Here is a 12,100-nt window from a genome sequence, read left to right on the forward strand (position 1 = left end):
CTTGGGATAATTATACAGTGGACGATGCATAAAATCTGTCCATTTTATCAGCATACGAGCATATCCTCTGGTTTCCATTTGCTGCCTGAAGATATTGTGCTGTCTTTGGTATTAAGATTCTGCCAATTCACTTTAAAAGTTACTGTTCCTGATACATAGCCTAAAGCTCAATTAAATCTATAAGAAAATTCATTAGGCAGAGAATCCATAGATTTTATGATAAATGGAACAGTGTTATTTTTAGCGTTATAGGAATTATCATCATTTTCATCAGTTGAAGTTTCGAAACTGATATCTGAGCTAGTTAGTTGACCGGAATCGCTATCTATACCAGCTGTTTTTACAATATTTTTGATATTATATGTCTGATTATCAACAGCTGGTTTTAATAAATTGATAGATCTTGAAATTGTTTGATCATAACCCTGTGGTGGATTATTAAAGCTAGGTTTAAGTCCGGCTAAGGGAGTAAAGTCAAAAATTTTGTTGTTATTTCCCTCCCAGTATGAAAGATTAGGAAACTTTTGAGTTATATTGGATAATCCAGAGACATTTTCTATTTGATTGTTTGAAACCTTAACACTTTCTAGGTTTGGAATATCAATTGTCTTTAGAAAATCAAGGTTCTGAATGTAATTATTCGAAAAATCAATTTCTTTTAAAGAATTAGAAAAGACATTATTAAACATATTTCCGATTATATTAGAATTTGTTATGCCAACTTTTTGTAAATTAGGTAATTTTTTTGTTAAATCAGCAAAAACTGTTTTTTCGGGAACAGATACATTTACAAATGTTAATTCTTCCAAATTAGTTGCATACTCAATTCCGTTCCAAGATGATAAAGAGGCGTTAGATAAAGAAATTTTTTTGATCCTTAGTAAGTCATCTTTCGTAAACGATGCATTTGAATCAATTCCTAGACTATTTCTAAATGCAGATTGAAGATTCTTATCTGGCATCCAAGCATCAACAGAGTCAGATTTACTTGTTAAACTTGTTTCTGTGACTTGATCTGCAGAAGCGTTAAAGTTATTTGAACCAATACCTACAATTGAGCTAATAATTGTAGGTAAAAGTACAACGGATGATTTTTTTAAAAACTGGTTCATATGAAATTCCTTTAAATCTGCCAATTAATAACAATTTACAACTATTAAAATTATAACATTTTTAATCTTTAGTATTCCTCCATCTCAATAATGGCAGTAGTTTTTCGCAGAACGCCTCCACTTAGGTAAACGAAAAACGTTAATTTTGGTAAGTAACATTATGTTAAGTAATAAAGAGCGTTGGTTTGTAATGAGGTTCTTTATTGGAGGCGAGTGAATTTCTTTTTTACTGAGTATATTTGGCAACGTGTACTAGATATTGATAAAGATGTTTATTTGATAAAAAGTTTTTGTATCTTATTTATTGATTCAATAATTTCTAAATTTTTTTGGGGGTTGTTGATTGTATATAAAATATAATTAAATGTCAGTAAGTACATAAATTGTATTTCATAATCTGTTGGAACTGATTTAATAGTCGGATGTTTATATTTATTATGTAAATATGTTTTTTTAACTATACTTTTAATTTCATTTTTGAACTTATCAGAAAAGCGACTGGGTAAATTTAAAATTATTTTTAAATTTGAACTTTTGTGAATCAATAAGTCTGATAATTCGTTTAAAAAATCAGAGATATCGTAATAGTTATATCGATTTTGATATATTTTACGAAAATAGGCCACATGGTCTTCAACAATGCCATCTATTATTTGGTCCTTATTTTTATAATAATTATATAAATTTGAACGACTAATGTGTGCCTTTTGAGATACTTCTGTTGCCGTTATTTTTTCAAAATGATTATTTTCTATTAGTGATAGAAGACTATTTTTTATTTTTTCTTTGGTTTGGTTTTTCTGCATAATTAATTTCCAATTATGGACACTTAGTCTATGTTTGTCTAATAATATATATTTTTTTCTTGTTATCATGTCATCATATTAAAGTATATAGGAGATAATTATGTACACAATTTATACCAAAAATGAACAGTTTAATTTTCAAATTAATAGGTTTATGGAACCTTATAAGAATAATCAAGCGATTCAAACTAAGATTATTGAATCCGTGAAACCGATTCAAGATCTAGAATCCTGGTATAAAGTTTGGAATGGATTAGCAATCCATGAGTTAAATAATAAAAATTATGGCTTAGCTTCTGCTTATTATCAGCTAGCCGATTTTTATTTGTTGGAAAGCGATTCAAGAAAAAAAAATACCTACAATAATTTTAAAAACAGTTTTTATCAAAGTATTGATACTAAAAATATTAATTTTGATCACATTCCTTATAAACAAGGATACTTACCGGTTGCTTTTTTTAAAAATGAAAATGCAACTAAAACCTTAATAATTCACGGTGGATTTGATTCATACTTGGAAGAGCTAATTCGTTTAGTTATTTCTTACAATTTTTTGACAGAATTACAGAATTATCAAATTATTTTGTTTGAAGGTCCAGGTCAGGGAGAAGCATTGAGGTCTGGATTATCTCTCGAATTAGAATGGGAGGAGCCTGTTTCTGCTATACTGGAATATTTTCAAATTAATGAAGCTGATTTAATGGGTATGTCCTTAGGAGGATTTTTAGCAGCTAGAGCGAGTGCTTTTCAAAAAAAGATTAAGCGAGTTGTGCTATTCGATATTATGTACGATATGTCTAGATCTTTAACAATGAAATTACCTAAGATGTCACAATTTTTGAAGGAAAATCTATCCCCAGAAGAATCTAGCAAGTTAAACGTAATCGTCTCTCAATTGCAAAAGAGCGATTCATCAATTAATTTCATGGTGCATAAGGCTAAAGATATCTTTCAAGTAGATAATAATAATGAGCTGTTTACAAGATTGAGTAAGTTTAACATGAACAACGATTGGGATAAGATATCACAAGATGTGTTGCTTTTAGTCGGAACTAAAGACATGTATGTGCCATATACGGATTTATATAAAGAAATGTCTTCAATGAACAATGCACGCTCACTAACTGCCAAATTGTTCACTGAGAAAAGTGGTGGTGAACGACACTGCCAAGTTGGCAATAAAGAATTGGCAATGTCTAAAATTATAGAATATTTGAGGGAATAAAATTTTGAGTGTAAACAAAAAAATTATACAATCAGAAAACGGAGTTGCCTTGTTACTATTCATCGTGTTATATTTTGTTGTTTTAAAATTTAACCTGATTCTATTTCTGATATTTATATTAGTACCAGATATATTTGCAGCTGGTTACGTATTTGGAAATAAAGTGGGTTCTATTACTTATAATCTAGCACACTCCTTTATTCTTCCGACAGTGATAGTTATCATTTTATTATTAACAAGTAACCATATTACTCTTATAGAAGAGATAGATATTATTTGGTTTACACACATTTTTATGGATAGAGCACTCGGATACGGACTTAAAGAAAGTAGAGGATTTAAGTATACGCATTTGAATAACCTGTGAGGGAAAGAAAAGACTATGATGCACGCTATGTTAACTGTCAATAAAGTACAATATATGTATAATTTGCAATTTTTTTATCAAGAATTCAGTCGTTGATAATATTGTCTTTTCTAAGTGTCTGATTACCCAGCATAATTAGCCAAAGAATTAAAAAAAGCAACGTTCGAATTTGAACGTTGCTTTTTTCATTTTAATGTAATGTCTTTATATCTATTTAATCGAATAAATTAAACACTATTTCTGTAAAAAGAAGTAGTGCGAAGACAATCAGTGAAATTTGGTTGTATTTTATAAAATACCCGTGTTCAAGTTTTTTTATAGAAACAAACACTTATATTTTAATAACACAATTTAAATGTGATTTGAGAATTTAGCTAACAATGTGTCAATTGTAACTGTGAAGAAATTAAACTATAATCGACTAAGAAATATAAATATGACGACAGTTGTAAGGAAATGTATTATGAAAAATAAAAGAAATTATAAATTATATAAATCTGGGAAGTTCTTGCTCACTGGCTCAATTGTTCTTTCAGCGACTTTATTGTTGTCGACATATCAAGCAAATGCCAGTGATGCAACAACAGGAAGTATTCAACAAGTAACGGAGGGGGCTGATAACCAAACAACTGGAACATGGGGAACAGCTACTTTTACCTTTAATAAAAGTACAGGTATTTTAACAGTTAATAGTGGAACTATTACAACAAACAATAAGCCCTGGGAATCGAATGGAACATTCAACGGCAATGATATTAAGAAAGTCCATATTAGTGGAAATGTTGTATCCCCTGAAAATGCCTCAGGACTGTTTGCCAATTTGTTCAATCTGCAAAGCTTTATCCTTGATAATGGAGCAAAATTTGATACAACTCAAACTACAACAATGGATAATTTTTTCCTAAACGATACTGCTTTGGTAACGGCTGATGTAAGTACATTTGATACAAGTAAAGTAACGAATATGCAGGCGTTTTTTTACAGGAATTTATCACTAACCACAATCCAAGGCATTGAAAATTGGAATGTTCAAAATGTTAATAACATGGCCTTAATGTTTACACATACACATAGCTTGAATAATTTGTCTGTAGCCAAGTGGAATGTTTCAAACGTGAAGAACATGAATAAGATGTTCTGGGAATATGGGGGTGTTGATGGATCAGCTGAAAAGACTCTCGATATTTCTGGAGAGTTTGCTAAAACGACAGGCAATGTCACTGATATGAGTTATATGTTTTGTGGTTCTGTTAACCTAGTAAAAATTGAGGGAATTAGTCAATTGGTGACAGAATCTGTCAAAGATTTTTCTTACATGTTTAATGGAGATACTTCACTAGCAGGAATTGATGTTTCAAGATTCGACACAAAATCAGTTGAAACATACCAAAATATGTTTAGTTGGACAATTTCAAATAACGAATTGGACTTAGCTAGTTTTGATACGCGTGGTCGAAATACAACAGATATGCTGTCAAACCTTTACTATGAATACGGAAATACCACATATGGAACAAGTAAAATTACACTTGGTGATAGGACCATTCTGAATTCAACGGTTGGGCTTCTAGATCCTGTGGTTGGTGATTTACGAACAACAGATTCTAAGAGAGTGACCTCTGCTAATTGGCGTAGTGACGACAACGATCTCAAAACGGGTGCACAATTAATGGACAATAGTGCACATGCAGGCGTTTGGCAATGGGACACTTATTCTGCCCCTATTGCTACAACAGATACCAAGATTATTAAGGAAACGATTCACTATCAGTATCCAGATGGCTCAGAAGCCGCAGACACTTATACCAAGTCACTCACCTTCACTCGGACTAAGTACACCGATGCTGTTACGGGTGAAGTTACCTATGGTGCTTGGTCAACTGATCAAAGTTTTGAAGCTGTTCAAAGCCCATCTCTGAAGGGCTATACGCCTGACCAAGCTGAAATTGACGCTCAAAGGGTTAATGGTGATTCACAAGACTTGAACTTCACGGTTAAGTACACCAAGAACGCGCCAACAAACCCTGATAACCATGACAATACGACAACACCATCAACTCCTGGTTCAAATGGAACTAATACAGGTTCGTCAGAGACAACTACAACGCAGACAGATGGAAAGTCACTACCATCTAAGCAGCATAGTGCCAGTCGGGTAGAAAAAAACAACAATCTACCAGATACAGCTAAAAAAGAGCAACGTTATAGTATTGCGGGCCTTCTTGGTGTCTCGGCAATTCTAGGCTTGTTTGGACTAAGCAATCGTCGTAATAAGAAAAATTAATTTTTGTCAATGTTATACTGTCAATAAACACAATAAGAAAAATAGACAATTTACATTATGTTAAAAAAAGAGACCGCCTAGCCAGTTGCTAGGCGGTCTCTTTTTTAGTTACTGTGACAGCTCTTGACTTGCGGTAACGCACATTATGTTAACTAGCGGTATTAATCAACGATTTCACCATCGATAATATCATCTTTTTTGCGATCTTGCTCATTGGGCATGATGATCCAAAGAACTAAGTAAACAATAATTCCAGGAAAAGGGGTTAAAGAAAGAATGATAAAAATAATTCTTAATACATTGGCATTCCAATTGTAGTGTTCAGCAATTCCACCAAAAATACCGGCGATCCAACGATTATTTTTTGATTTTGTGATTTTCATTCATGTTCCTTTCTGGTAAAAAAAATAGTAATGACAAACAATTAGTCATTCTTGTGAAAACGTTTGCTTAAGCCAAAGAAACTAAGCGCAGCCGTAATACCAAGCAGACCCGCCATGCTGTAATGTTGTTCTTTTTTAGCTGTATCCGGTAGTTTATGGTACTTTTCTAAGCGACTATCATGCTGTTGTTTCGATGGCAACGGCTTTCCATCTGTCTGCGTTGTAGTTGTCTCTGACAAATGTAAATAAGTTCCATTTGAACCTGAATCGGATGGGCTGTTGCTACCATCTTGTTTATCAGAATCGGTTGAATCCTTCATGTACTTAACCGTGAAGTTCAAGTCTTGGGAATCACCATTAACCCTTTGAGCGCCGATTTCAGCTTGGTCAGGGGTATAGCCCTTCAGAGATGGACTGGTGACAGCGTCGAAGCTTTGATCGGTTGACCAAGCACCATAGGTCACTTCACCCGTAACAGCATCGGTGTACTTAGTCCGAGTAAAAGTGAGTGATTTGGTATAAGTGTCCGCTGCCTCTGTCTCGTCAGGGTACTGGTAGTGAATCGTTTGGGTGATTGTCTTCGATTCTACTGCGGAGGAAGACACTTTAATCTTTGCAGAGTTCCAAACATAATCGCCATTTGCCAACTGACCTGAAAATTGAACAATATAAACACCAGCAGTACTGAAATTAAACGACGTTTGGTCTTTAGCCAACAATTGACCATCATTATTAAATATAAAAAAATGTGGGTTTTTATATTGACTATAGTTTTCCACCAAAGTATTCAATTGCATTTTACCATCATCAGTAGAACGACTAATATCTTTCATAGACACATTAGATTGATTACGAAAAACGCCCCATAAGGTACCCCAACCAGGATGCTGTGACACAAAAGATGATCCATTGACCAATTCTTCTCCGCTCTGTTGATTTTTAGCATACAGGGTAAAGTCAGAAACCATTGATATATGATACTTACCATGAGAACCATCATCACTGTTTCTGGCAGGTTCTAATGAATAAATTACGTAACTACCTTCAGTTACTGAAGCACTTGATAAGTCCACATTGTATGAACCGTCAACATTTTTTGTCGCGTTGAGAGGTGTAACAGTGTTTCCTGAAACAAGAGCGGCATGAGACATCATAAATGGATAATCATTTTTAAGTCCATTTTGAGGAGATACTTGTAATATGGAGTACTTATATTTAGGGTTTAAACCTACTCGGTAAGATGCTTGTGTAGAATCGTTATTGAAAATATGGCTGTTGTCATCTACTGTCAATTGGGTAATGCCGGCATTCCTTAGATTTTCTTTAACAATTTCATTATTTAAGTAGGACGGAATACCATTCCCCAAACTCGATACAATGTCTGAAGAATAAGTAGGTGTTTTACTGTTATCTCTTTCTGAAAGAGAGTCAGCAGATACTAATAAATGAAACGATTTCGAAAAGTCAGTAGTATTACTAAATATTGATCCAGCCCCCAGTATTAAGAAGGAAAATAATGAAATGTGAATCCAATTTTTCTGGTTTATTGCCATAATGAAGCTCCTTTTGATTTTAATTTTATCTTTTTAGTGATTATAGCATTCAACTATTGTTTTTTATGTCCTACGTATAAAATAATTAGAAAAAATTTTTATAATAGGATTTAATTGCTGGGGGTGCGTCACCTATGAAAAATACGTGTCCACAAGTTTTTTGGTATGTTCATGCTGTTAGTTTCCTTTGTTAATTTTCAATTTTTTGTTCCGCTATTAGTTGTAGTTGTTGTGCTTCATCTAACAATTTACTTAAATTCTCTATTTGTTGGTCTTTGCTAGCAAACAGTTGGTCTCTTTGTTGCTTTAAATCTTCTATTTGTTCGATTAAATAGGAATTTTCAGACGTTTTGTCTCGGATATTTTGTTATAGGCATTAAGCCAGCATCCAAAACCGGCTTATCTGAACAGTGATATGAGGAGCGAGTACACGAGTAGTGTCTTTGAAAATTTACTGGAGACAAATCGCATTCGCCACTCCTATTCCAAGAAAGGCCCCCCCGATGACAATGAGAGAATCGAGGCCTTTCATTCAATTTTAAAGAGAGAATTGATTTATCCAAATCGATTTCAGAGTAGATTTGAGATAGTGGGTTAAATTTTGCTTGTATGCGAGTAGAATTAAAGTAGCTAAAGATAGTATCAATTCACTAGTATATGCAAATTGATACTATCTTTAAGAAAACCCAGTATAGGTGATAAGTATGAAAAAAATAATCTTTACGATTATGTTATGTATTTCATTTTTTGGTTTTTTATCAATGCATGTAAGTGCTGATTCAGACACAGTAACTGTATCTAATAAAGCGGAATTAAAAAAAGCACTATCTAACAATACCTTAAATATTCAACTATCAAACGATATTCACTATGGTGACTCTGACTCTTTTTACATACAGTCTAACGTTAATATATTCGGAAATGGACACTCTATGCTAGATGACGGATCAAGCCAAACTAATTTTGCCGCTGGTTTCTATCTACAGAAGGCGAACTTAAAAGTTAGCTACAATGATCTAGTGTTCGGGGACAGCACTCACATTCAAACTTGGGGAGGGATTCTTCAAAATGCCCTCCAAGTGGACCTAACCATTAATAACGTTAATTACGTGGGGTCTAGTGCTGCACAACCATTTTATTTGTCAAACAATTCTACTGTTACTTTTATAGGTAAAAACTACTTTTCAAGTAGTATCGGTAGCGGATCTGGTCAGGAATTTATGGAAGGAGGACAGATGATTTTTGCTGAAAATAGTGTAACTCAAATTGACCACTATACTAGTACATCCACATTGTCCTTTTATTGGCCTAAAAAAACAGGATCGCTTGATATAAGAAAAAATGCTCAAGTCAAAATCAATACCAATAAGAAGTATTTAGTTTATGGAAGTAATTTGAATATCAACTTAGATGAAGGTGCAAGTCTACTTTTGAATAATTCGAGTTATGGTATGACTATGACGAACGGGTACAAAACTTCCATATCATTGTTAGACAGGTCCTATTTTCAAGCAGTAGGTAACGGCAGTTTTGGGAATCAATACAGAAATGTAGTTAATTTTACTACTAACAATCCTGCAGGAATTGTTTTTAAAAACACTCAGAAAACTGGTGTTTTTTATAATAATGTCACACTGAATAGTAGTGGAACATATCCGTATTCATTCAAGTATGACAATAACGGGGTTCCAAAAATAATGGCAGCCCCTTTTAAGACCTGGACTCTGAACAATGGATTGTTTGGATCCAATGGATCCGAGGTAAACTATCGACCGGATGTCACATTTTTAGGTAATGTTAATTCCAATGTTCAAAATAATCCGATAGTTAGTGAAATTAATTTTTCAGATCTTGGTATTACCGGCCCATTTACTTATAAAGGAACTGATTATAAAATTTATAATCAGTCTTTGGTATCCGATGTTGATTCCGAGAAGTCCCAATCAACAATTTCTAATGATAAAACTTCTGTTTACAATGGGTATGTTACCAATGGTTCCGCTACCATTAATGAGGTGCCAGCAGGAGATTATGTTATCTATCTAAGGTCTAGTGGAGAGACAAGTAGTGGTATTGTCTACTCCAATTGGGTTGAGAAGAAGGTGACAGTTAAAAAAACACTCTTGAGTATTACTGTCCCAATTGAAACAGCGTTTGCTATTTCCGATAATAGTCCCTTTGTCTCAAACGACCAATACCAAATTGTAAATAATTCTAACTTTCCTACTTCTTATCATATTGGATCGGTAAGAAATCAGGAATCATCAATTAGTTTAGTAGAACGTATATCCAGTAATACACCGAACAATTCACTTTACTTAGCTATAAAGGATACCCTAAATAACATACTTAATTTTGTTACAATAGTTGGGGGGCAGATATCAGTATCAGCATTTGGTGGAAAGAGTATATTTAATATAGTTGGTCAATACAAAGGCCCAATTAGCTATAGCCATGTTGATTCATTTGGTTATATAATGAATCTGGTTTTTCAATAGAAAGGTGCAAAAATGGTTCGAAATAATATGGAAGAGGCTCCCTTTCTTGATGGTCGTGATGACGAGCAAAAGAAAAAGAAAAAGAAAAAGAAAAAACGTATACTTTGGTTGTTATTAATACTATTACTTTTATTTGGGGGTGGAGCGGGCTATCTACTTACCCAACACCATGATGGTGTTAGAAAACATCGAGTTGTTGCGGGAAGTTTCTTACCGAATAAAAAAGATGCAAGCAAATTAACTGATGAGGAAGTAGGTGAGTATGCCCAAAAAGCAGTAGACGCCAGTAAATTTCAAATGATTATTAACCCAGATGTTAATGTTGATAGTAAATCCCTGGATAGTGATATGACAATTGAAAATCCTAATAACAATGCTTATCCAATTGCTGTAACGGTAAAGCTTAGTGATGGAAAATTAGTTTACTCATCCGGCGCAATAGATGTTGGTTACGGGGTGAAAAATGCCAAGCTTGATAAACCATTGAAAGAAGGAAATTATTCCGGTACGGCCACTTTCAAAATTTATGATGCAAAAACCTCAAAAGAAAAAGGGACTGTTTCAACAGCAGTTAAATTCACAGTAAAATAAAAAGGACAGGTAATAATTATGAAAAAAAACATGATTTACACAGCCATTGCTAGTGTTTTATTGGCAAGTATTCTGGGATTTGGATCAGTTGCCCATGCAGATGATGCTAATACTGGCTCTGCAGTCAACGTAAATACTCAGACTTATTCAGATGGGACAAACAATGCTAACGTTGCTGTTAATGGAACATTAGGTGCTGACAATACTAAACCCGACAGCAACATTCCTGAAGGATCAGATAAGTGGATTAATGTAACTGTAGATACTGCTACAATCTTTTACAATACTTCAACTGATACTAAAATCATTGCTCCAACATATCATATTACTAATAATTCAGGACGCCCAGTTAGTGTTAAGGTGAATAGTTTCACACAGAATGATCAAAAAGACATTAGTAAAATTGCAGCATTAAATGTTGCAATGAAGCGTACTGATGGTGTTGGTACTTCAACTAATCTTATTACTTCTGGATCACTGTCAAATGTTTCACAGGATTCTTCACTGCAACTAGCTAATGTTAATGGTAATTTAGCAAAGGGTGATACAGCTGTAACAGGTAATAATAAGGCAACATTTACTTATAATGGAGCAGTTTCCCAGAAGTTGACAACAGAGATTCAACCATCATTTACAATGAACCTTCTATTTACACCAACATCTTGGTAATACACACTACTTGTAAGTAACAAAAAAACACCATCTCCGGCAAAAGAAATAGTGTGGAAACGATCAGCGAAAGCTGATCGTTTTTTATTTATTAAATAGACGATTCCGAAAACCTTTCTTCTGATCTGAAAATGGCAGTAATTCTTGGTTTTTGCTTTCTAATTGTTTTTGAAGTGTAGTGATCGCAGTGAGAACTTAAACGTAATTTCTCATCAATATGGAGAATTTTCATATAGTCAGGAAAGGTATACAGAATCGTTATCAATACTTTTGAAGGTATTTAACGATGTCATTCAAAAAAATCATTCCCCATGTTGGCAGAATATGCATTATTAATTTCTAAATGCTATAAGGCGGATTCTATAATTAATTCGAACGATACAATTGAAAATAAAAGCCCAAAGAATTCTTTACAATGGTAGCTGCTAGAAAAACCAAAAGGAGAATTTCTTTGAGCCATTTAATTTTATCATCTTACGACCGTGGTGCAATCGAAAACGTGCATCAATTAGGCTATTCCATGCAAAGGATTGCGGATGATCTTGCTTTTGCTCGTATGCTGATAAAATGGACAGATTTTATGCATCGTCCACTGTATAATTATCCCAAGAC

The 12,100-nt window shown here is 33.7% G+C and carries 10 protein-coding genes; 6 read left to right on the top strand and 4 right to left on the bottom strand.

The features are described from left to right. Positions 1-167: 167 nt before the first annotated feature. Positions 168-1,112: a leucine-rich repeat domain-containing protein gene (locus G6R29_RS06420; RefSeq protein WP_213809517.1), complete on the bottom strand. Its 945-nt coding sequence runs from the start codon at positions 1,110-1,112 to the stop codon at positions 168-170. A 272-nt stretch (positions 1,113-1,384) separates the two neighbouring features. Beyond that, positions 1,385-1,918 (bottom strand): TetR/AcrR family transcriptional regulator, encoded by a 534-nt coding sequence (locus tag G6R29_RS06425; RefSeq protein WP_213809518.1) that lies wholly within the window; start codon positions 1,916-1,918, stop codon positions 1,385-1,387. A 100-nt stretch (positions 1,919-2,018) separates the two neighbouring features. On the opposite strand from G6R29_RS06425, the gene G6R29_RS06430 reads away from it, so the two are divergent. The 3 genes from G6R29_RS06430 to G6R29_RS06440 all read left to right on the top strand — a co-directional run bounded on the left by G6R29_RS06430 (position 2,019) and on the right by G6R29_RS06440 (position 5,794). Next, the gene (locus tag G6R29_RS06430; protein WP_213809519.1) at positions 2,019-3,143 is read left to right on the top strand and encodes an alpha/beta fold hydrolase; all 1,125 of its coding nucleotides are present in this window, start codon (positions 2,019-2,021) and stop codon (positions 3,141-3,143) included. A gap of 4 nt (positions 3,144-3,147) precedes the next feature. Continuing rightward, positions 3,148-3,510 (top strand): DUF4260 domain-containing protein, encoded by a 363-nt coding sequence (locus tag G6R29_RS06640; protein WP_213809520.1) that lies wholly within the window; start codon positions 3,148-3,150, stop codon positions 3,508-3,510. Positions 3,511-3,973: 463 nt separating this feature from the next. Then, the gene (locus G6R29_RS06440; protein WP_213809521.1) at positions 3,974-5,794 is read left to right on the top strand and encodes a mucin-binding protein; all 1,821 of its coding nucleotides are present in this window, start codon (positions 3,974-3,976) and stop codon (positions 5,792-5,794) included. 161 nt (positions 5,795-5,955) lie between these two features. Here the strand turns inward: G6R29_RS06440 and G6R29_RS06445 are convergent, their stop codons facing one another. Together G6R29_RS06445 and G6R29_RS06450 are read right to left on the bottom strand one after the other, a co-directional pair. Further along, positions 5,956-6,177: a PspC domain-containing protein gene (locus tag G6R29_RS06445; RefSeq protein ID WP_213809522.1), complete on the bottom strand. Its 222-nt coding sequence runs from the start codon at positions 6,175-6,177 to the stop codon at positions 5,956-5,958. A 41-nt stretch (positions 6,178-6,218) separates the two neighbouring features. After that, positions 6,219-7,730 carry a mucin-binding protein gene (locus G6R29_RS06450; protein ID WP_213809523.1) on the bottom strand — a complete coding sequence of 504 codons (1,512 nt, stop codon included), beginning with the start codon at positions 7,728-7,730 and terminating at the stop codon, positions 6,219-6,221. A gap of 704 nt (positions 7,731-8,434) precedes the next feature. On the opposite strand from G6R29_RS06450, the gene G6R29_RS06460 reads away from it, so the two are divergent. From G6R29_RS06460 to G6R29_RS06470, 3 genes are read left to right on the top strand one after another with little or no spacing between them, the layout of a single operon-like run. Further along, the gene (locus G6R29_RS06460) at positions 8,435-10,228 is read left to right on the top strand and encodes a hypothetical protein (protein WP_213809525.1); all 1,794 of its coding nucleotides are present in this window, start codon (positions 8,435-8,437) and stop codon (positions 10,226-10,228) included. A 12-nt stretch (positions 10,229-10,240) separates the two neighbouring features. After that, a complete protein-coding gene (locus G6R29_RS06465; RefSeq protein WP_213809526.1) occupies positions 10,241-10,819 on the top strand; it encodes a hypothetical protein in 579 nt (192 codons plus the stop codon). A gap of 18 nt (positions 10,820-10,837) precedes the next feature. Next, positions 10,838-11,488 carry a hypothetical protein gene (locus tag G6R29_RS06470; protein ID WP_213809527.1) on the top strand — a complete coding sequence of 217 codons (651 nt, stop codon included), beginning with the start codon at positions 10,838-10,840 and terminating at the stop codon, positions 11,486-11,488. The last annotated feature ends 612 nt before the right edge of the window (positions 11,489-12,100 follow it).

This window comes from Fructobacillus broussonetiae (genome assembly GCF_018437275.1).
Classification (GTDB): domain Bacteria; phylum Bacillota; class Bacilli; order Lactobacillales; family Lactobacillaceae; genus Fructobacillus; species Fructobacillus broussonetiae.